Origin of the sequence: Halomarina salina (genome assembly GCF_023074835.1) — an archaeon.
Taxonomy (GTDB): domain Archaea; phylum Halobacteriota; class Halobacteria; order Halobacteriales; family Haloarculaceae; genus Halomarina; species Halomarina salina.
Genome location: NZ_JALLGW010000005.1, coordinates 105,300 through 125,996 on the forward strand (window position 1 = coordinate 105,300; position 20,697 = coordinate 125,996).

16 protein-coding genes and 2 pseudogenes are annotated in these 20,697 nt (G+C 58.2%); 9 read left to right on the forward strand and 9 right to left on the reverse strand.

Annotated elements, in window-relative coordinates; translation table 11 throughout:
- Positions 1-4: 4 nt before the first annotated feature.
- Positions 5-433, forward strand: coding sequence for a DUF8129 domain-containing protein (locus MX571_RS21465; RefSeq protein WP_247421533.1), 429 nt, complete (start codon positions 5-7; stop codon positions 431-433).
- Positions 434-468: 35 nt separating this feature from the next.
- Here MX571_RS21465 and MX571_RS21470 read toward each other — a convergent pair whose 3' ends face one another.
- Positions 469-1,662 carry a hypothetical protein gene (locus MX571_RS21470; protein WP_247421536.1) on the reverse strand — a complete coding sequence of 398 codons (1,194 nt, stop codon included), beginning with the start codon at positions 1,660-1,662 and terminating at the stop codon, positions 469-471.
- A gap of 677 nt (positions 1,663-2,339) precedes the next feature.
- On the opposite strand from MX571_RS21470, the gene MX571_RS21475 reads away from it, so the two are divergent.
- Together MX571_RS21475 and MX571_RS21480 are read left to right on the forward strand one after the other, a co-directional pair.
- Positions 2,340-3,146 (forward strand): ParA family protein, encoded by an 807-nt coding sequence (locus MX571_RS21475; RefSeq protein WP_247421539.1) that lies wholly within the window; start codon positions 2,340-2,342, stop codon positions 3,144-3,146.
- On the forward strand, positions 3,143-3,628 hold the full coding sequence (locus tag MX571_RS21480) for a DUF8160 family protein (protein ID WP_247421542.1): 486 nt from the start codon (positions 3,143-3,145) through the stop codon (positions 3,626-3,628). Before MX571_RS21475 ends, MX571_RS21480 begins: the two co-directional genes overlap by 4 nt.
- A 94-nt stretch (positions 3,629-3,722) precedes the next feature.
- Here MX571_RS21480 and MX571_RS21485 read toward each other — a convergent pair whose 3' ends face one another.
- A complete protein-coding gene (locus MX571_RS21485) occupies positions 3,723-4,949 on the reverse strand; it encodes a tyrosine-type recombinase/integrase (RefSeq protein ID WP_247421545.1) in 1,227 nt (408 codons plus the stop codon).
- A gap of 487 nt (positions 4,950-5,436) precedes the next feature.
- Here MX571_RS21485 and MX571_RS21490 point away from each other — a divergent pair, with 487 nt between their 5' ends.
- From MX571_RS21490 to MX571_RS21500, 3 genes are all read left to right on the forward strand, one after another.
- Entirely contained in the window at positions 5,437-5,724 is a 288-nt protein-coding gene (locus MX571_RS21490) for a DUF7967 family protein (protein WP_092817284.1), read from the forward strand.
- Positions 5,725-5,789: 65 nt separating this feature from the next.
- Complete coding sequence (locus MX571_RS21495) at positions 5,790-6,539, forward strand: helix-turn-helix domain-containing protein (RefSeq protein ID WP_092817285.1); 750 nt, start codon at positions 5,790-5,792, stop codon at positions 6,537-6,539.
- Positions 6,540-6,598: 59 nt separating this feature from the next.
- Positions 6,599-8,968 carry a heavy metal translocating P-type ATPase gene (locus MX571_RS21500; RefSeq protein ID WP_247421548.1) on the forward strand — a complete coding sequence of 790 codons (2,370 nt, stop codon included), beginning with the start codon at positions 6,599-6,601 and terminating at the stop codon, positions 8,966-8,968.
- 9 nt (positions 8,969-8,977) lie between these two features.
- Here the strand turns inward: MX571_RS21500 and MX571_RS21505 are convergent, their stop codons facing one another.
- Complete coding sequence (locus MX571_RS21505) at positions 8,978-9,418, reverse strand: winged helix-turn-helix transcriptional regulator (RefSeq protein WP_162498094.1); 441 nt, start codon at positions 9,416-9,418, stop codon at positions 8,978-8,980.
- A gap of 280 nt (positions 9,419-9,698) precedes the next feature.
- On the opposite strand from MX571_RS21505, the gene MX571_RS21510 reads away from it, so the two are divergent.
- Positions 9,699-11,606 carry a hypothetical protein gene (locus MX571_RS21510; protein WP_247421550.1) on the forward strand — a complete coding sequence of 636 codons (1,908 nt, stop codon included), beginning with the start codon at positions 9,699-9,701 and terminating at the stop codon, positions 11,604-11,606.
- 391 nt (positions 11,607-11,997) lie between these two features.
- On the opposite strand, the gene MX571_RS21515 is transcribed toward MX571_RS21510, so the two are convergent.
- Positions 11,998-13,674, reverse strand: a complete 1,677-nt coding sequence (locus MX571_RS21515) for a transposase (protein WP_246989450.1) — start codon at positions 13,672-13,674, stop codon at positions 11,998-12,000.
- A gap of 198 nt (positions 13,675-13,872) precedes the next feature.
- Here MX571_RS21515 and MX571_RS21520 point away from each other — a divergent pair.
- Positions 13,873-14,466, forward strand: a pseudogene (locus tag MX571_RS21520) (IS6 family transposase).
- A 141-nt stretch (positions 14,467-14,607) separates the two neighbouring features.
- A pseudogene (locus MX571_RS21525) lies at positions 14,608-15,048 on the forward strand (transposase); the annotation flags it as partial.
- Between the two features lie 214 nt (positions 15,049-15,262).
- Here MX571_RS21525 and MX571_RS21530 read toward each other — a convergent pair.
- The 5 genes from MX571_RS21530 to MX571_RS21550 all read right to left on the reverse strand — a co-directional run bounded on the left by MX571_RS21530 (position 15,263) and on the right by MX571_RS21550 (position 20,354).
- Complete coding sequence (locus MX571_RS21530) at positions 15,263-15,706, reverse strand: MaoC family dehydratase (RefSeq protein WP_246989449.1); 444 nt, start codon at positions 15,704-15,706, stop codon at positions 15,263-15,265.
- Positions 15,707-15,716: 10 nt separating this feature from the next.
- Positions 15,717-16,922 carry an acyl-CoA dehydrogenase family protein gene (locus MX571_RS21535; protein ID WP_246989448.1) on the reverse strand — a complete coding sequence of 402 codons (1,206 nt, stop codon included), beginning with the start codon at positions 16,920-16,922 and terminating at the stop codon, positions 15,717-15,719.
- 30 nt (positions 16,923-16,952) lie between these two features.
- Positions 16,953-18,602 carry a long-chain-fatty-acid--CoA ligase gene (locus MX571_RS21540; protein ID WP_246989447.1) on the reverse strand — a complete coding sequence of 550 codons (1,650 nt, stop codon included), beginning with the start codon at positions 18,600-18,602 and terminating at the stop codon, positions 16,953-16,955.
- 148 nt (positions 18,603-18,750) lie between these two features.
- Entirely contained in the window at positions 18,751-19,923 is a 1,173-nt protein-coding gene (locus tag MX571_RS21545; RefSeq protein WP_246989446.1) for a thiolase C-terminal domain-containing protein, read from the reverse strand.
- A complete protein-coding gene (locus tag MX571_RS21550; RefSeq protein WP_246989445.1) occupies positions 19,920-20,354 on the reverse strand; it encodes a Zn-ribbon domain-containing OB-fold protein in 435 nt (144 codons plus the stop codon). The genes MX571_RS21545 and MX571_RS21550 overlap by 4 nt, the downstream gene beginning before the upstream one ends.
- Positions 20,355-20,697: the final 343 nt, after the last annotated feature.

Genomic DNA, 20,697 nt, shown 5'->3' on the forward strand with positions numbered 1-20,697 from the left:
CGCGATGAGCCACGACGCCGCAGTCCTTGAACAGCTCCCGCCACAGAAACTTCTCGATACATCGAATTATCGCGTCATCACCCCAGCAATCACGATGATGGGGGAAGTGGAAACCGTCGAACAGTACCTCGAGTACGAACGAGCGAATCGAAATCGGGGGGGCATTATCCGCCGACTCACCGAGCGCCGCGACACCATCTACGAGGAGCGCGGGGAGACGCTACCAGTCGACGTCGAGATCCCGACCGAGAATCCGGACGAACCCCCGGTCCAGATTCACATCAAGTCCGACGCGCAGACGCAGACGGAAACGGAATTGCGTGCGTCGGGCATCTCACCGTCGCCATCGACAGATGCCCTCGCACTCGTCCACGAACACAGGCCAACAGGTGTCGCCGGGTCATCCGAACCACCGGCCTGGGACGAGCTCTAGTCGTGAACTACGTCTGGCGAATTGCCTGGCATCCATTAGCGAGCCACCGTCGATTCCCCCGTCTCCGTCACAGCAGCGCCCGTGTCCGTGATGTCTCCGAACAAGCGCCGAATCGGATGCCGCAACGCCGCCAAGCGACCGAGATCGCCGCTCCGGTAGTTCACCGCCCACGTCCGCGTGTTCCCCTTCGTGTCTCGGCGGGCGACCACGAACTTCACCGGGCCGAACGGGACCTTCACCAGCGACAACCACGACTCGCACAACGCCGTCCCTCGGAAACTCAACGACGCACCACCCACCCAGTGTGCAACCTGCTGGTCGACGTCCTCCGATGAAAACCACGTCCTGGCATCCTCCATGAACTCCTCGAACCGCTCAGGGAACTCACTGCCGATGTGGGTGATGAGATACTCCGACTCGCCGTCTTTGGTATCCTTCTTCCAGAACTCAAGGAAGATGTGATTCGACGGCGAGCGCAGGACGTTCACCCACGCTCGCTCGCGGCCCTTGCCGTGGAGCGAGACTGTGTCGATTCGCTCCCAGCCCTCCTGAGACCGCCCCTCATCGTAGTGACCGCGCAGCGGCGGGATGACCTCGAGCGCGTGGGCCCGTAGATACTCCGTCGGGAACGGCACCTCCAGGCGCACTTCCTCAGCCGGTTCGGGGTCCAACAATCGTTGCACGGGGTCAGGATAGCCGTCCACTCCCCCGACGAGAGGGACCGCGTGAGGCCACGGCCGCTTGACGCGGTGTTCGGCGAACGCCATGTCGTGGCCCTCGAAATCAGACTGGTACGCCCAGAACACCGAGTAGCCCGCGTTTAGATACTCCCCAGTGATCGGGCCAATCTCTTTCTCGGCGTGCTTGTGCTGAATCTCGACGATGAGCCCCTTCCCAAAGGGGTACAACTCGGTGGAGAACGTCGCGACGACATCCGCAATCCGATTTGTCCCGGGGATTTGCCGCTCGTGATCTACGGACGCCGTCTCGAACACCTCACGCAGCTTCATCGCCGCGATGGTCTTGAGTTTGGCGTGGAGATTCGACTCGCCCGGACACTCCGACCCTCGCGGATGCACGAAATGCTTCGAGACAAAGCACCCCCGGTTGTAGTGCGACCGGCGAACGCCGAGTGACTCTTCGCAAAGTGGGCACAGAATCGTGTCGTCGTCTCCGACGTCCAGAGGAAGAACCCGGTCGCCGTTCGGACGCATCGCGAGGTAAGGCATGGTGGAGGTTTTCGGAGGGGGGCGGCGGTCGCGTGCCGCTCAGATGCTCTACGCGACGAGGCGACAAAAAGGGATTTGGACCCTCACGCTCTCTCCCCCCACAAAACCGCGTATTCACGGCGAGACGCGCTGGGGGATGGTCAGACTACGGCACTTACCGGGGCATCTGCAACGGAGTGGCTTCCCACGGCACCACCCGTGAGATTCCACTGGAACACCCTCCTAAAGATGTCAGCGTGACAGCGGGAGGTCACCCCGTATGTTGGGGCAATCTCTGCCTCGTCACCTGTCCGCACAGACGCTCCTATCCGGGTGTCGAAGTCTTGGCCAATCGAAATAGGGACTCAGGCCGTATATCATTTCGGTGATGGGGTAGATCGACGGACTACGCTACATTCGTTTAGCCACTCGGCCCATGAGCCAGCAGAAACGCATCTGGTCGAAGAACCTGTAGAACACAGGTTCTGTGTGGAACCTTTGTACCACGGTAGTAGGGCCAAGGAGGAACACGAATCTTAGCGTATAACTCGTAAAACCCGTAGAACCTGTATAACTCATATAACCCAAAGAACGTGTCTGACGTAGATTTATACGCGTTCTACGAGTACCTCGCCACATAACCTGTAGAACTGGCAGTACCCGTATCACACAGGTTCTACAGATAACACGAGATACCCATGACACATCGACTCTCGATCTCGATGCAAAAAGGCGGTGTCGGAAAGAGTACGACGACGATCAATCTCGCAGGAGCGCTCGCCGTCTCTGAGGGACTTGATGAGGATAGCGACGTGCTCGTCGTCGATGCAGACCCCCAGGGATTCATCACCATCACGCTGGGTCTGCGCGAATACTACGTGAGTGAGGATCGGTCCCTCTACGACATTATGACAGATATTGATCGATTCGACGAGGTAAATGACCTCATCGTCTCACACAGCGAGTTCGACGTCCTACCAGCCCACGGGAGCAATTTCCAGCTCGAACGTGAGCTCTGGTCACTCAGCAGGACCCAGGAGCGCCTGGGGATGGTACTCGACCGGATTGAGCACGACTACGACTATGTGCTCATTGATTCACCACCCAACATGGGACCACTCGCAGACGGCGCGTTGTTAGCCGCCCGTAACGTCCTGTTTGTCTCACGTGCAGACCCAATCGCGACGTTCTCGATGAATCTCCTTACACAGGAGATCAACCAACTCGAACGCGAGTTCCAAACAGATATCGGGATTGTGGGAGCGGTGGTCAATGCTGTAACCCGGAACAACATCAGCGAGGACCGCCTCGAGTGGTTCCACAAGAACATCGGAGAAGAGCACACGTTCACCATACCAGAGACAGTCGCCATCGAAGGCGCGTTTGCTCAAAACCACAGTATCTACACCTATGAACCGGAGAATCGCCATCGGGAACAGAAGGCCGAGGAAGTCCGTGAGACCTACAACGGCCTCGCACGTGCCGTGGAGGATTACTTCGCATGACTGACGGAGAACCCGAAGACGAAACCGAATCCGAAGACGCTGATCCACCGTCCGGCGGAGATTTTGATGACGCTCTCGGCAACGCTCTCAGTGGTCGAGTCGGGAAGCGGCCCCAGGAGACCGATGATGAAGCCGGTGATGAAGGAGATGGAAATGAGACAGGTAACACGGGTGATACGGGTTCTACGAGTTCCGCGAGTTCGACAAGTTCCGAGGGTGAGACAAGTTCTACTGAGAAGACTCGCGGCCCTGACCCCGACCCGAACAGCACCCGCAGAACCCGGACGAAGTACGCTGTGTACCTCACTGAAGAGTTCCAAGAGGAGCTCAACCAGGCATACACGAAAGCGAATGCCCAACGAGTCATGGAAGACAAGGGGGAGATCGAGAAACACAAGCACTTCCTCGAAGCAGTCATGAGAGCCGGACTCAACCACGACGACCTCGACGCGTACATCGAAGAACTGCTCGAGCGCTACTGAGACGAACAACGGAACGCGCGGGAAATCCTGATCCAAAGAACGGGGAAACGGCTACCGACCGTTGCACACGGTTGAGAGGGAATTATGAGATGTCCTACCCTGTCTCCGACTCTGTATCCACCCCACCGTCCTCTGTGTGTTCCTCATCTCCCTCCTTAACGGGGGGTCGTTGTTTCTCACGGTGTTCGGCGAAGGCAGCTTCAGCGCGGTCGGCCAGCTCTCCGGCCTCGATATGTGAGTAGTGTTCGCGAACGATCTCCTCGGAATTGTCGAGATAGCGAGCCGCCTCAGCGTGGCCATACGCCCTGACGAGGACTTCACCGACACCACGGCGGGCTCCGTGCGGCGCGAGATACCCGTGCTTGTCGTCCAGTTCGATGCCCGCCTCGTCCGTGAGACGCTTCAGAACCGTCCGAGCGCCATGGGTCGTCAACGCCGGTGGTGCGATATCATAGTCCGCGAGGAGTTCGATAACGGACGCCTCACCGTCGTTCACCTGCTCTCGGCGGAGGTTCTCGACCTCCCCGATGTCGTATCCCCGACTAGTCATCGCCTGTGTGAACGTCTGTACGAGCGTCGGGTAATCGAGCGTCGGAAACACCGGCCAGTCCTCACTCGAAGGAGCGAGCACACTCCGAACGCGCTCAATCGAGGGTACTGCTGGCTCAGGAAGCGGTCTATCGTCCCACTTCCCGCTCTTCCCAAGGACCTGGATACTGTTGTCCTCGAGGGCGACGTCCGCCCAGCGGAGACCATCCCGACCGCGTCGATCATCACCGTCGTCGGCCAGTATCTCCGCGCCCCGAACCCCGGTAAAGCAGAGGACGTAGACGAGCGCCCGGTCGCGACAGGCTTTGATTGCGGCCTGGCGGTCGCTCGCGACGTCGTCAATTGCCTCGTGTGCTCGTTCGTCGACGTACGAGAGGAGTTGCTCGCGCTGCTCGGCCGTCCACGCCTGCTGTTCCCCGCTCTTTCGCCCGGTGTCCTCGGGAAGTGGCTCTTTCGCACGACGGCGTTGGGCGGGATTCCCCGACAGATAGCCCTCACGTGCCGCCCACCCACAGAACCCGGAGACGTGGGCGTAGTAGTTCCGGACTGTGCCCTCAGTCCAGCCCTGTCGAGAGAGGTAGCGAGCGTACTCCCGGAGGGATTCGACGGTCAGCTCCTCGAAGGTCACCGACGACGTCGATCGGTCGCCGGCGAGGAACTCGACGAAACGATTCACTTCGCGGTCGGCGTGTCGTCGATACTGTCCGCTCTCGCCATCTCGCCCTTTCCCTTTGTCAGTTAGGTAGTCCTCGAGGACGTCGAGGACGGCCACCGCGTCCCACCGTGACTCTTGAGTGGTGTCTTGAGGGTCTGTATCCCGGGGTTTGGGCGGCGACATGGTGTTGGCTGTGGCAGACGGCGGCCATCTCCTTGAATCTGTTTACGTTTATCGCGCTAAACGTAAGCGGCTGTACGATGCCACCAGACAACCCAATTAGACAAGTAGAAGCCCTGAAAACCGCGAATATCCGACTTCAAAAAATCCATAAATCATATATTGCTATATGATTTCTGACTCTCCTGAGGTCCCACAGTATCGGAAAGTAGAACGCTACCAATCGCTTGGTTTCCACCTCTATCGGCTCGAATCCATCCTCTCGTCTCTGTTCGGCACTTTTCATACTTGATCTGACGCCTGTATTCGGGACAATATGAGGGAGTCGCGTCTATGACAAAGATATGGGATTTTCAGCAAGCGAGTCACTGTCGACCACATTTCCAACACTACCCCTTTCCGACCCGGAAGAGAACGAACAGCCATGCCCAGCGATTCCGACTCGAACGGTGTCCGCGTCTGGCTCGTCGAGCGGACGTACTCCGACGACGAGCAGAATCTCATCATCCTCACCTATGCAACCCCAGACGGTGAACGATACTTCCGGAAAGAACGGGCGCTCACTTCCTTCACCGACGTCCGCGACACGACGGCCGCCGTCGACGCCGACCCGGACAATCTCGGCTCGGTCAATGACGCCGATCTGCAGGAGCAGTACGCCGCCGAGGCCCAGCGAATGCGGGAGGAACACGACCCCGACGACGTGATCTGACTCCAGTCGACACGATGGCAGCACCGAGCCCACGTGTTATATCCAGCCGCCCTCTACGCGTGGGTATGCGCGAACTCGTCTTCGCCCTCGAATACGAGCCGGGGTGTAACAGGGTGGCGGACGCCCTCGCTGACCACCCCGACGCCCGCGTCCGCTCGCTCTCGCTGCACGCCACTGCGGAGCAGCTCTGGCGAGTCGACCACGCGACCGGCATTCCGGACGCACTCGACGCCATCGAGGACGCCTTTCTCACCAGCGACTACTACGCCGACTGTCTGGCTACCGAGGACTGCGGCGCCACACAGACCACTCGCGTCCTCGACCGCACGGACGACACGCTCGTCCTGTACTCCGACTGGGAGCGCACCCCCTCCTGCGCGTCCGTCCCCCACATCGCCCGCGACCATCTCGGCAAGAGCGTGTTGTTCGAGACCCGTCACGAGGGCCGCCACTACACGTGGCGACTCATCCACTCCGGAGAGGGCGACGTGGCCGCGTTCTTCGACGCCCTCGAAGTCGCCGTCGGGGACTGCGCCCGGATGGAGATGCTCCGAACCGCGGACACGACTGCGTCGGTGGGGGGAAGCGACGAGACGCAAAGTGGTCTGTCGCCGGAGCAGGAGGCCGCACTCCGGGCAGCCGTCGAACACGGGTACTACGAGTCCCCACGCGAAGTCGACGTCGGCGAACTGGCCGAGCATCTCGACGTGCCGCGGTCGACGCTCACCTACCGACTCCGCCGGGCGGAGGAACACTTGGCGAAGCAGCACGTCGCCGACGAACGGTTGCCCGAAGATCCCCCGGCAACACGCTGAACCTCGATTTGGAATATTCCAACAAAGGCTTATCGAACTGACGCCCCTACTGTGAGGTGATGACAGAGAATCCGGACGCAGCGGGGGAGACGAGCGGGGGCGGGCAGCGACGGGAGCTGACCGCCCGCCTCGTCGTCCCCGAGATGGACTGTCCGTCCTGCGCCCAGAAAGTCGACAAGAGCCTCCAGCGCGTCGACGGCGTCGTTGACGCCACGCTCCAGCCGACCACCGGTACGGCCAACGTCACGTACGACTCAGACCGCATCAGCGAGGCCGATGTGGTCGACGCAATCGAAGGCGCCGGCTACGAGGTCGTCAGAGAGTCGGATTCCGACCACGATGAGTCAGAGGATGCGGCCGGTGGCGCCGACATCGCGCCACCGTCGGAGGTCTGGACGAGTCCTCGCGCGAAGAAGACGTGGCTCGGCGCGGCGTTCGTCACGCTCGGCCTCCTCTTCGAGTTCCTCCTCACCGGGCAGAACGTCACGGTGGCGAGCGTCCTCGAGTACCCGCTCCACATCGCCGACGTCCTGTTCCTCGGCGCTGTCGCCGCCAGCGGCATCCCCGTCGTCCGCAGCGGGTACTACTCCGCGAAGAACCGAAGCCTCGACATCGACCTGCTGATGGGGACGGCGATCATCGCGGCGACCGGTATCGGCTACTTCGTCGAGGCGGCGACGCTGGCCGTCCTGTTCAGCATCGCCGAGCTGCTCGAGGATTACGCGATGGACAGGGCGCGGGACTCCCTGCGCGAGCTGATGGAACTCTCGCCCGACGAGGCCACCGTCGTGCGCGACGGCGAGGAAGTCACGGTGCCCGCCGACGAAGTGGAGGTGGGTGAGACCGTGGTCGTTCGCCCCGGTGACAAGATTCCGTTGGACGGCACGGTCGTCGAGGGCGAGAGCGCGGTCGACCAGTCGCCGATTACCGGCGAGAGCGTCCCCGTCGACAAGACCGCCGGCGACGAGGTGTACGCGGGCGCGATCAACGAGGAGGGCTACCTCGAAGTCGAAGTCACGTCGACGGCGGGCGACTCGACGCTCTCGCGCATCATCGAGATGGTGCAGGGCGCACAGGCGAAGAAGACCGACACCGAGCAGTTCGTCGACCGCTTCTCGGGCTACTACACGCCGGTCGTGGTCGTGTTGGCAATCCTGACCGCCGCCATTCCACCGTTGGTCATCGCCGACCCCGTCTCGGTGGACGTGGCCGGGTACGGGTTCACCTTCGCCGGCGACTGGCAGACGTGGTTCATCCGCGGACTCACCCTGCTGGTGATTGCCTGCCCGTGCGCGTTCGTCATCTCGACGCCCGTCTCCGTGGTGTCGGGGATCACCAGCGCCGCGAAGAACGGCGTGCTGATCAAGGGCGGCAACTACCTCGAAGCGATGGGCGAAGTCGATGCCGTCGCGCTCGACAAGACGGGGACGCTCACGAAGGGCGAACTCGCCGTCACCGACGTCGTCCCGGTCGGCGACACCACTGAGGACGATCTGCTCCGTCGCGCCGCCGGGCTGGAGCGGCGCAGTGAGCATCCCATCGCCGCAGCGATTCTCGCCCGTGCCGACGAGGCGGGCGTGGGCAACCTGCCCGACCCGACTGGCTTCGAGAGCCTCACCGGGAAGGGCATCCGCGGGGAGATCGACGGCGAGACGTACTACGCGGGCAAGCCCGCACTCTTCGAGGAGTTGGGCTTCGACCTCGCTCGGGCACGCCGCGAGACGGACGGCGGCGTCGTGGCGGAAGAGGCGGCCGAGTCCGACGACGGGCCGTTCGCCGAGGACGCGCTCGCCGCGCTGGAGCGGGAGGGCAAGACGGTCGTTATCGTCGGAACGGAGTCGGAGTTGCTGGGTGCCATCGCCATCGCCGACGAGGTGCGCCCGGCCTCGAAGCGGGCCGTCCAGCGCCTGCAGGAGCTTGGTGTCGAGCGCGTCGTGATGCTGACGGGCGACAACGAGGGCACCGCCCGCGCCATCGCCGAGCAGGTCGACGTCGACGAGTACCGCGCCGAACTCTTGCCGGAGGAGAAGGTCGACGCCGTCGAGGAGTTGCAGGCGGAGTACGGCGAGGTGGCGATGGTCGGCGATGGCATCAACGACGCGCCCGCGCTCGCCACCGCGGAGGTCGGTATTGCGATGGGAGCCGCCGGCACCGACACCGCGCTCGAGACCGCCGACATCGCGCTGATGGGCGACGACGTCGGGAAGCTGCCGTACCTCTACGAACTGTCGCACACGGCCAACGGCGTCATCCGGCAGAACATCTGGACGAGCCTCGGCGTGAAGGCGCTGCTTGCCGTCGGCGTGCCGATTGGGCTCGTCAGCGTCGCCGTCGCTGTCGTCGTCGGCGACATGGGGATGAGTCTCGGCGTCACCGGGAACGCGATGCGGCTGTCACGGATCGAGCCCGACCGGTTCTCCGACACCTGACGGCCTCCTTCACTCTCCAAGTCTGCTGTACTCCCGGAGCTGTTCCCGGAGGCCGTCTTCCTCGACTGGAGGATCGAACTCTCCCTCGTTCTCTCGTGCCCACTCCGTCAGCTCCCCGACGTCTTCGTCGAAGTGCCGGCGTAACGCTTTGATCGTGCGGTACCGCTCCGTGAGACCTGTGTGGTCGAGGTAGAGGCGGAGCTTTGCGCCCGCCTCGGTCAGGCGGTATGCGTGGGAGGTGCCGCGCCCCTCGATTTCTCGGCGCTCGTACAGTCCGAGTTCCTCGCCCTCCCGCAGGCGGGTCGAGACCGTCGACCGGCTGACCGTCGATTCCTCCACTAACCGTGTGAACTGGCTCCCGTTTGGTTCGATTTCACAGAGCAGTTCGACCGCGCCCTTGGCCTCGAGGTAGGCCGACAGGGGTGCGTCCGAGCCGTCTTCACCACTCATGGCACCAATAGTACAGTACATACTATACTAATACTTGGGGATTGTGCCGCCGCTGAACGGTGCAGAGCGGATAGAATACCGACACGCGTTTACGCGTCCCGCCACTTCACAGGCATCAGTCACCGACGGGGTCTGCTTCCCGGAAACACGGAAACGACACGCCCTCAGTTTAGTACAAATCATACCATTGATCGGCAAAATGATGCTCGCGAACGCGGCGGACGCGGCGACAGCCGACCCGAGGAGACACCGAGTCGTCACCGTCTCGAACCCTCCATAGATGCCGCTGGACGACTCCCTCCGAGACGCCGTGAACGACGTGCGGCTGCAGGCGGAGGAACTCTTCCCCGAACACGGCAATCTCACGTACGTCATCGGAAAGATCGTCCTCCCGACCCACCTCCTCGCGGACGGACACGACCACCAGACCAACACCCCCTTCGACTTCGAGGGGATGCTCAAACTGGCCATCTACAGGCGCGTGACCGGAATGAGTCAGGAGGCCATCTCCGACCAGCTCGAAAACTGGCCCTACCTCCAGCAGCGGTTCGGCTTGGACGGTGCCCCGTCGCAGGAGACCATCTCCTACACGAAGCGACACCGGTTCGAGGATCTGGACACGCGCCATTTCCTGCGGGCGGTCGCCGACGAGTTTGCCGAGTTGACCGAGGAACACGACTCCACGTACAGCCCCGACCAACCGCCAGACAGCGATCCGTCACCGGAGGAGGTCGCGGCGAGCGGCGAGCCGATTCACCACTACGTGGATCGGCACGCCAAGCACGTCATCACCGGGGCGCAAAACGAGGTCTGGCCGGTGCTTGACACCGGCCGCGCCGACAACACCAAGCACGCCGACAGGCGGGTGTGGGAACACCAGACCGCGATGAGCCTCTCGAAACGCGCGGGGACGCACAGCGTGTTCCGGACGTTCAACAAGTTCCGCCGAGACGCACTCCACCACGACACCCACCTGTACGCAGTCCAGATGCTCGGCCTCCCCGACGACCACGACTACGACCTCTCCGAGTACCCCGGAGCCCGCCTCCCCACGCCCGACTGGCGAGACGTCGCCTCCTCTGTCACGAACCAGTTCAACGCCGCCGTCGACAGGCAGATGACCAACATCGCGCCGACCGCGCTGTTCACAGAGCCGGTGGTGGCCGCCCTCGACACGACCCACGACCCGTTCAACGTCTCCCCGTGGAAGGACGAAGAGGACATCGAGCCGGAGGACGACCGGATCGCGGTCGGCAGAGACACGGGAAGGACGAAGGTGCCAAAGGACGACTACCCCGAGATGGTGAACGGCGGCGAGGACAGCCACACCTACCAGTACGAGTACGCGACGCTCACGGTCGTCGGTCGGAACGCACCCATCGTGCTGGCGGTCGAACCCGTCCGTCACGACTCGACGTGGGAAGGGGAGGAGGGGGAGACCGTTAGCTGGGCCGAAGTGGTCGACCGCTTGCTCACACAGGCGCGGAAGCACGTCGACATCCAGCTCGTGATGGCCGACCGGGCGTTCGACGGACACGCCGTCGGCCACGTCATCGACCAGTACCACGGCGTGAACTACCTGATTCCCAAAAAGAAGAACGCGACCGTCGGGGGCGAGAACGTCGCCGACAAGTTGAGCGACGTGAAGGAAGACATGACGCTGCGGAGTCGCGTCGAACGGGACGCGTCCCTGTACCTGACCTCGGACACCCCGTACGTGGACGTGGCGGACGACCCGACCGTGGGCGAGGACGGCTACAGCCACGACGCGAGCTTTCTGTACGTGCCGGCGGAGGACGAGGACTGGGCCGTGGACGAGGACAACGAGTACGCCGTGTTCGTGACGAACGCGGACGACGTGTCGCCGATGGAGGCCATCGGGCTCTCTGACGAGTACTCCAAGCGGTGGGACATCGAAATCGAGTACAAGATGGTCAAGCCGCTGCTGCCGTCGATCCGGTCGACGGACTACCGGATGCGGTTCTTCACGTTCGCGTACAGCCTGCTGCTGTACAATCTGTGGCGGATGGTGGATCACTCGCTGAAGACGTTGGTGTCGGAGGTGTACGACGAGTACGGCCGGGGGCCGCACGAGGAGCGGTTGGATCCGTTGCTGACGCTGGCCGACCTCCACATGACCGTGGTGGCGTTGATGCTGTTGCCGGACGGGGTCGACCCGCCGTTCTGACGGGGGCAACTTTCTGGTAATTATTCTCACCGATTAGCGACTCGTAGCTCTGCCACACTCCGTTTTCGCCGGTATTTCTCGGAAAGAGTATGTTTTCGTCGGTGGTGGCCGGAGCAAGTCCCGACTGACCTCCCAAATACCGATTCACCCCCGATAATCGGTTGATTCGGTTGGTAGCTACCCCTACTTTCCGAAACTATGGAAGTTGAGACTACAGCAGGTATAGCGGGCCTGTAATGCGTGGAATCGGCCGAATCGAAAAGGAGAATCCGCTTCAGATCGCTTTCTGAACGGCCGCTCTTGTTCCACAGGCAACTATTCCAGCGGATTTCGGAGACTCTGGATAGTGTCGCCACTGTGAAGACACGCTATCGCGGAGAGAGTCTCGTTACTATCCGATTCCGGTTTCCTTCTTCACCAGTGTCAGCGTGTTGTCGGCTGTCACAATGGGCGAGTGTTCGTACTCGCCGGTCAACTGTACCTGCACAAGCAAATCAACCGCTCGCCAGATCGAGTACAGGAGACAGGCGAACGCGAAATAGAAGAATCGGAGGCTAAAATTCTTCGAGGTCGTCGCACCCATGAATCGTTTGATCGACTTGTACCCGCTCTCAATCTCCCATCTGTATCCGTACTCAGTAAGGAACCCGCTATTCCGATTCGTCATGAACACCGAGTACTGCCGATGATCGGTGTGCTCGGAATTCTCATTCCGTCGATAGATGAGTGTCGTTGAATGCCATTCGTTGTCGCCGAGATGCAATTTCCGATCTGTCTCGTACCGGTCCTTGTTGCGCTTGAGAAGTCGTTTCGCCTGGGCTTTCTCACTCGTCTGCATCCGCTTGGGCACCACGTAGGAGAGCCCGCGCTGGCTGAGCATCTCCAGGATGTGCTGGCTGTCGAACTCACGGTCCATCAGCACGTTATCGACATGAACGAGGTTCTCTGCAGAGTCCAAGAGGTTCTCGACGATCTCCATGCGCGTATATCCTTTGCGCACTGGCCGCGCGTCTAACACGATTGGGACAGCATTCCCGACCAGCTGGACTGTCGCCCACTGGTAGGCGTACTCATCGGTTTTCTCCTTCGTGCCGATAATTTCGTCCTCATGCCCGGTTCGATCTCCTGTGAACGGGTCTGATTCAGTGATATTGATCGCGACGATGCCAGCCCGGAACAACTCCTCAGTCTCTGCGATACGATCTAAGAGGCGACTCACGGCTTGGCGGTACATTTCACGTATTTGCCTGATCGAAAGATCCCGGAGATGCTCGCGATGAGCATGACCGAGTGGTGTTCGCTCCCGATTGGACTCGTGGATGAAGCTCCGAGCGCCTTCGTTGACAGCCAAGTTCTCTCGAAGCCTCAGATAGGTCTGGAGGTCCCAGTAAGCGTTCTCGTGGATTTCACAGCCCTCGCCTCGGTCCAGTGAGAACGCTGGGAAAGCGACACGGCTAACATTCTCAGTGACTGTTTCGGCCTGCTCTAATACGGTCTGATCATCGGGGTCCGGTTCCGTACGCTCGTCACCGTGTCTGCGGCTCTGCCGTTCAGGTTCGCACGGGACTGAGATACCAGCATTCTGTGCTTTGATGAGGATTGTTCGAGCCGCGGTCTCGACGGTATCTTGGAGATCAGTAGTGAAGCGGTGGTGCCAGCTGCGCCACAGGGTTGACTGATCGGGTACTGACTGCAGGCCAATCTGTTCGCAGAGCTCGGGATGCTGGGTGAGGTATTCGACGAGGGCAGTCTCGTGGTCCCAGCCATAGCATTCTTTCAGCAGGAATAGGCGAAATAGTGTCTCCATTTCGTAGCTCGTTGACCCTGCGTATCGGTCGTGGGCATCGAATCGGACATATGCGAGTGGGAGTGTGGAGACGAACGGTTCGACCGTCTCGTGCGCCTCCTGTTGGAACCAGGTTTCCGCGACGATACGAACGTCTGTTTCTACTGCGGCGAGTGATGAGCGGTCGAACAGTGGCGTGGACTCGTACGCAGGCCAGTCGGTGAAGGGCTGTTGGGCGATTTGTCGAAAGACAGTGCGGCGAGATTTACGTGTTGGAGCCACGGAGGGACGGTGGCAACGACGTAGTCAAGTATTCATCTAACTGCTCGATACAGGATCCCGGCTATTCGCTTCTTAGAGACTGACTATAGAGGTACATGGGAAGGCCAATGAGGCACTGTTGAGTTAAGGTCTGGAGAACGAAGCGGTCGAAATTTGTGGTGCCTATGCCAGAAATCGTCCGGCAAGGGAGGCTAGCGGCTGCATCGAATTAGATTTTGTGAGGCTGAAGCGACACCGCAACCGTTGATGCGGCTCAGTATCCACCTTCACGCGGCTGAATTGTCACTCTCATATACTGTTGGTGTTATCGATTGTCTTGGTGTCCAACGCGCTCGATCCACTGTTCATAACTAGGTACAGAAAGCCGATTTACAGCCCCGTGACGGCAAGAACCCGAATCACGTTGCGGTCGACGAAACCGTGATTCAACTCAACGGTCAACAATTTTGGCTGTACGCCGCGGTCGATCCCGAAACAAACGAATTGCTGCACGTGCGTCTGTTTCCGACGCGAACCATCGTCCTGACAAAGCAGTTCCTGCAGGAACTCCAAGAGAAACACGACATCGCTGATGCCGTGTTTCTCGTTGATGGTGCACCGTGGTTACAAACCGTGCTATTCAAGGAAACTCCGATCTCAGCATGTCACCCATGGAAATCGGAGTACTGTCGAACGTGTTTTCAAAGAGGTAAATCTACGAACCGAACAGTTTACGAATCATTTCCGACACCCCTCAGCCGAATCGGCCTATGGTTTCAAACATTCGCATTCGCGTGGAACCAACTAATCTGAACAACGCTTGCCCTGTTGAACGCAAGACAGCGTCGGGGTAGGGTCAGTTTCTACAGACTCACAGCGTCAAAGACGAGTTTTTGAACTCACTCAGCTTTGCACGTTGAAGTAGGAGCATAACATAGGCGGTAGCAAAGACGGATAATGCCGATTACGGACTTCCTGTCGTGTACGCGCGTGTTCGACGAGTTCGAGTCGCTGTCACCAGCACAACGCCGTCACGCGAAAACCTACGCCACCGGTCTTGTTGCGGCCAGCGACAAGACCGTGGCGGGTATCGCACGCGAAGGCCTTCCGGCCAACAGCAAATGCGCCCTTAACAAGTTCCTCACCGAATACAACTGGGATGAACAGCAATTCAACCACGAACGCCTCGAAGAACTCCAAAAACACGGTGAAACGCGCTGGTCGAAGGATGGTTACATCATCCTTGACGACACCTTCACCGAGAAAGCCGGGGACGAAGTCCCCCGCATTGGCCGCTTCTACGATCACGCTGAAGGTGATACTGTCTGGGGCCAAGACCTCATCTACGCCTTCTACGCTGACGACAAAACAGTCTATCCGCTTCGAGCGAACCTCGAACATTCCCTGAAGGAAGCAGTGTACAACCTTCTCTCGTGGGTTCGAGACAACGATGATTGTGGCCCTTATGGAAGAGATCGACCACCTCTTCGTTCACTCAACCGCCGACGCTAACGTGCAAAGCTGAGTATAGGACCGCTAAACCGTATTTTGACGAGTGTCTAAACAACCCCGTCCTTCAGAATAGAACGGTGGACCAACCATGCTATTCCTATTGCCGTTCTACTAGAACATTATTGGTTACCCGAAGGACAACGGAGTCGTGTTGATTAACGACCTTCCGCATAATCGTCACGAGTCCTCGGGAAGGATTGGATTTTGATGGGCGCTTCTCAAGGATTTCAAGTGTCGTGGAAAGTATATCTCCGGGACGAACAGGATTCGGGAACTCTGCTTCGTCAAAACCGACGCTCCCCAGCAGGTGGCTTTCTCGAAAGAAACTATCGACAACCTGTTTCTGGGAGAGTGCAAAGGTTTGCAGTCCACTGGCGATTACGCCATTAAACGGCGTTTTCGCTGCTGCCTCTTCGTCAATATGGAACGGAAGCGGATCGTATTTCTGCCCGAACTCAAGGATTTCCTGCTTGGTGACTTCGACATCATCGGTTTTGTGAGTTTCGCCGACGATGAAATCGTCGTAATATTTATAATCCATCTTATTTTGTCTATAGGAGATCATTTTGCTTAGCGATCGTGTTGAGTTGGATCTCGTCAGTTCCTTCTACGATCCGAAGCACTCTAGCTAGATGGAGATGATCAACAAATGGATTGTCCTCTGATAGGCCGTTTGCGCCGTGAATCTGGACCGCGTTGTCCGCAATTTCCCAGAAAGCGTTAGTCGCGAACCAATGGAAGATCGAGACATCCTCAACGATGTCATTACCCTGATCCAGATTCCATGCAGTTCGTAGGCCCCCAGCGTCTGCCATATACGTTTTTGCACGTCCTCGTGCATACATGCTTGACACCTGCTGGAATGACCCGATGGACTCCCCGAACGCCTCACGTTCCCGTGCATACTCCCTGCTCTTCTCAAGCAGATACTGCGAGTAGCCAACAGCTTCTGCTCCGAGTTCGAGTCGACCCATCGTCAATAGTTCCATTGCATCTCGAAATGCGCCATGCTTGGGGCCAAGAACGCGTGATTCAGATACGGCAACGTCGTCCAGAAGGATTTCGGCTTGCCAACCCTCCAAGCCAATAGCGTTGTTGACTGATCCGACTTCGAACTCGTCGCGTTCGACGATGAAACAAGTGATACCATCGTATCGCCGATCGACCTCCGCCAGCGGCTTTGTCCGAGCCAGCACAAGGGCGAAATCGCAGAATGCCGCGTTCGTAATCCACTGCTTTCGGCCGTTGATTATCCATTCGTCGCCGTTCTTTTCAGCTTCGGTCGACATCGAGGGTGAGTCAGAACCGACATCGGGTTCAGTTTGACCGAATGCAGTCGATTTCTTACCACGCACGACTGGCTTGAGGTACCGTTCGACCTGTTCACCCTCAGCAAGACCCAATAGCGCATTTGGCCCCTCCGGCCCCTTGAGGACATGCTCAGAGAGCCCTCGTCCCTTCGAAGCGACGTGGCGCTTCACTGCGTACCACGTTATTTTTGAGACCCCTTGGCCACCAACCTCTTCGGGCATATGCATGGCGTAAAACCCCGCCTCACCACTCTTTTGACGAATACTCTGAATCGCTTCGAGTATCTCCTCGGTGGGTTGACCGTTTGCTCGTCGACCCAAGGTGGGATTGTTAAGTTTCGATTCAAGGCCACTCGCTAAGGGGGCGACCTCACGCTCAATAAACTCATCAAGGCTGTTCAATACGAGCTGCGTCTCTTCGTCAACGTCGAAATTAATGCCTGTCATATCCCTGTTTGAATGTCGTCTAAGATGCTGTCAATCGAGATATCGACCTTCGTACTCTTCGCGGATTACTTTCTTGTTGTTTTTCCCCACACTTGTTTTTGGAATTTCATCGGTAAACTCAATTTCATCGGGGAGCTGCCAGTCGGCGAACCGCTGGGAAAGAATTTCATCGAGTTCTTCACGATTGAAATCGTCTTCGACCTCAACAAGTGCGAATGGGCGCTCTTCCCATTCCGGATGTTCAAGGCCAACAACGCACGCGTCTCTGACATTCGGGTGTTCGATGAGGAGGTTTTCCATGTCGACAGACGAAATCCATTCCCCACCGCTTTTAATAACATCCTTGATACGGTCAGTAATCTTTAGATATCCTTCCTTATCGATTACCCCGGCGTCGCCGCTTTCCCAGAACCCATCGTCAGTGAACGAATGTTCCGTTCGGTCGTCGTCATAGTAACTGCTTGTCACCCATGGACCACGGATGAGAATTTCTCCGGCGGATTCACCGTCGTGTGGCAGTTCCTCGCCTGTGGTAGGATCGACTATTTTCATCTCGATACCCGGGACAGTCAGTCCCTGCTTGCGCCGCATATCGAGCTTTTCTTCCTCAGAGAGGTCTTCTTCAAGCGACGGCTTGATGAAGTTCATCGTTACCAGCGGGGTCGTCTCAGTTGCGCCATATGCATGGACGATCTCTGCCCCCGTGAGTTCTTTGTATCCCTGCATCATGTCCAGCGGCGGCTCTGTTGCTCCAGACATCATCTGTAGATCGTTCCAGTTCGGGATATCGTCGAGATCTCGAATGTAATCGAGCATCGGCATAAAAATAGCTGGTGCCCCGTTTGTTACGGTCGCGTCCTCGTCACGGATGAGATCAACCAGCGGTTCGGGATTTTCCGCCTGATATCGGCCCGGGAACGCGAGCTTTGCGCCAGCGTACGTCGCAGCGTAGGCCAGTCCCCAGCCCTGTCCATGGAACATCGGCGTGATTTGAGCGACTGAGTCCTCATGTGAGATACCGACGGAGTTCGCCAACTGCATCGTGTGTAGGTAGATGTTCCGGTGGGAATAGTACACTCCTTTGGGACGCCCCGTCGTTCCAGTCGTGTAGCAGGCACTGTATGCCGATGTTTCGTCGATGTATGGCCAATCGTACTCCGGCTCCGCCTCAGTTAATATATCTTCATAGGAGAACGTCGGCTCGAGATCGGTTTCGACCTCGTCGAGATCGTTATCAGTCATGACGACGAATCCCTCTATGGAACTGACCTCGTGGGCGACACCTTCAGCGACTTCCAGAAGGGATTCGTCGACCACTAAGAATCGCGGTTCCGAGTGATTTAACACATACTGTAGTTGATCTGAATGCAGTCGGAGATTGAGCTGAAGGAAAACGGCACCGGTTCCGGGAATACCGAAATAGCATTCATAGTGACGGTGATCATTCCACGCAAGTACACCTACGCGATCTCCGGCCTCAACACCCAACTCTTCGAGGGCATTGGCCAAGCGCTGCATCCGTTCGTACGCCTCTCCGTAGGTGTACCGGAACTGGTCTTCACCTGTCCCTGAGACGATTTCCCGATCAGGAACGTTTCGTGCTGCCGCCTCGATGAATCTTGTCGTGTTGAGCGGATATTCGTCTCCACTAGTCGATGGGAATCCATCTATGACCTCCATGAATTCTTGTTATGTGCCCCCATATATATAGGTTCGGGGTAACAACCTATTCTGCTGTTGCCGATTGGGAAACAATTTTCAGAGGTGTCTACCGACAGATCTTCAGATAGGAAGGTGAAACCGAATATCTAGTAAAAACGAAAAAAGTTCAGCGGTTACTGAGGATCGTTACTGTCGATACGCCGCCTTCACCTACAAGTGCGCCACCCGAGTTCTGGGCTAATCCAATAGACGGATTTTCAACCTGCCGGGCTCCCGCCTCGCCACGGAGTTGCCAGACGAGTTCACAGATCTGGGCCACCCCCGTTGCTCCCACGGGATGACCGCGTGACTTGAGTCCACCACTTGGATTAACCGGAGTACGACCATCGAGCATAACGTCACCACTCCGGACGAGTGAAGCACCTTCCCCTTGATCCGCTAACCCGAGTCCTTCATAATGCATTAGCTCGCCGATGGTAGCCGCATCATGAACTTCGACAACATCCAGATCATCCGGGCCGATACCAGCCTCACTGTAGGCCTTTTGGGCCACGCGTTCGTCAAGTTCTTCACGCCAGAATTCGACCTCCTCAAGGTAATTGCCGCTCAACATTTCGGCAGCATCGACGTAGATTGGTTCTTCAACCAACTCTTCGGCGATTTCGGTGCGTGCGATGACTGCTGCTGCTGCTCCATCTGACATTGGACAGGCATCAAGCAGCCGGATAGGATCGGAGATTGGGCGGGATTCAAGGATGTCGTCGCGGTCAACGTTGAGCTGAAGATGTGCCCGTGGATTTTTAAGCCCATTGTCATGATTTTTGACCGCGATGTCGGCCAATTCCTCGCGTACATTACCGAACTGATTCATGTAGGCGTTAGCGCGCATCCCGTAGAGACCCATGAACGTCATCCCCATTGCACCCTCAACTTCTGCGTCCGCCGCACCAGCCATATCTTTGAGAGCAACCTCCGTCGGGACACCAGTCATTTTCTCAACACCCATAGCGAGCACGATATCGGATTCGCCTGATTGAACTCTCTTATAGGCCTCTTGGAATGCACAGGTTGAGCTGGCACACGCGTTCTCAACTCGGATGATCGGGATACCTGTTACCCCTACTTCTCGGAGTATTGCTTGGCCAATAACACTGGTTTGATCCTGAGCAGTAGTAGCGACATTACCGATATACGCTTCCTCGATATCATCTGGTTCAACGCTCGAAGACAAGAGCGCTTCACGAACGGCTCTGCTCCCAAACTCAGTTACGCGCTGTCCCTCCAGTTCGCCGAAGTCGGACTGACCGACGTTGACGACAGCTACTTCGTTTTCAGTCATTGTTCTTCCTCCATGGGGCGGAACATATGGCCAAACAACGGTTCACCGGTCTCCGTATCTGTCTTGATTTTTTCAAGTACCAGTTCCACTTGGTCGCCAACTTCGAGTGATCTTTCTTTCCACTCGGTGAAACGGGAGTAAATCTGTACGTTTTCCAGGTTCACAAAGCCGAATGCGTACGGCGGTTCGATTCCTTCTTGACCAGTATGTGCGACGGTGTAGGTCTCGAGTTGTCCTGTTCGTGCAAGTTCGACATCAGAGACGTTGTCCGAAAGACAATTGCGGCAAAACGGCCGAGATGGAAAGACAACGTACTCGCACTCGGAACATTCGGTCCCTATCAGCACTGGATTGTCATCGGCGGCAATACGAATCGACCCGTCAACGACGAGTCCCGACGACTCATTATAGTCGGGATGCACTTGTCGCATACGCTCCCAAATTGATGCTGTGCATATAAGTGTTTGGCCGGTAATGCGGTGGTGCAGTATCCATTGGGGGAACGCGCAGTCGCCCTGTTTCTGCTCGTTTCGGGACGCTATGCTGCTCCTTTCGAGAGACCGTGCTGACGAGACGGGCCAGTCGGTGACGCCGACTGGCTCATCACATCCTCGCAGGTGAAGTTCCCAAATCATTGGGTGAAACTTACCTGAGGACGCCTATTGCGGAACAAATCGTACATCGCGTGGAGCGCGAGTAGAGCCGTACGCACGTTTGGTACCGCGTGTACGGCGTTCGGAGTCCCGTATTTCAACCGCCAGTTGCTGCCCTCAA

Excerpts from the sequence above, each read along its gene's own strand:
- MX571_RS21465 (WP_247421533.1), top strand. The coding sequence starts at position 5 with ATGAGCCACGACGCCGCAGTCCTTGAACAGCTCCCGCCACAGAAACTT.
- MX571_RS21470 (WP_247421536.1), bottom strand. The coding sequence starts at position 1,662 with ATGCCTTACCTCGCGATGCGTCCGAACGGCGACCGGGTTCTTCCTCTG.
- MX571_RS21475 (WP_247421539.1), top strand. The coding sequence starts at position 2,340 with ATGACACATCGACTCTCGATCTCGATGCAAAAAGGCGGTGTCGGAAAG.
- MX571_RS21480 (WP_247421542.1), top strand. The coding sequence starts at position 3,143 with ATGACTGACGGAGAACCCGAAGACGAAACCGAATCCGAAGACGCTGAT.
- MX571_RS21490 (WP_092817284.1), top strand. The coding sequence starts at position 5,437 with ATGCCCAGCGATTCCGACTCGAACGGTGTCCGCGTCTGGCTCGTCGAG.
- MX571_RS21495 (WP_092817285.1), top strand. The coding sequence starts at position 5,790 with ATGCGCGAACTCGTCTTCGCCCTCGAATACGAGCCGGGGTGTAACAGG.
- MX571_RS21500 (WP_247421548.1), top strand. The coding sequence starts at position 6,599 with ATGACAGAGAATCCGGACGCAGCGGGGGAGACGAGCGGGGGCGGGCAG.
- MX571_RS21505 (WP_162498094.1), bottom strand. The coding sequence starts at position 9,418 with ATGAGTGGTGAAGACGGCTCGGACGCACCCCTGTCGGCCTACCTCGAG.
- MX571_RS21510 (WP_247421550.1), top strand. The coding sequence starts at position 9,699 with ATGCCGCTGGACGACTCCCTCCGAGACGCCGTGAACGACGTGCGGCTG.
- MX571_RS21530 (WP_246989449.1), bottom strand. The coding sequence starts at position 15,706 with ATGGATTATAAATATTACGACGATTTCATCGTCGGCGAAACTCACAAA.
- MX571_RS21535 (WP_246989448.1), bottom strand. The coding sequence starts at position 16,922 with ATGACAGGCATTAATTTCGACGTTGACGAAGAGACGCAGCTCGTATTG.
- MX571_RS21540 (WP_246989447.1), bottom strand. The coding sequence starts at position 18,602 with ATGGAGGTCATAGATGGATTCCCATCGACTAGTGGAGACGAATATCCG.
- MX571_RS21545 (WP_246989446.1), bottom strand. The coding sequence starts at position 19,923 with ATGACTGAAAACGAAGTAGCTGTCGTCAACGTCGGTCAGTCCGACTTC.
- MX571_RS21550 (WP_246989445.1), bottom strand. The coding sequence starts at position 20,354 with ATGCGACAAGTGCATCCCGACTATAATGAGTCGTCGGGACTCGTCGTT.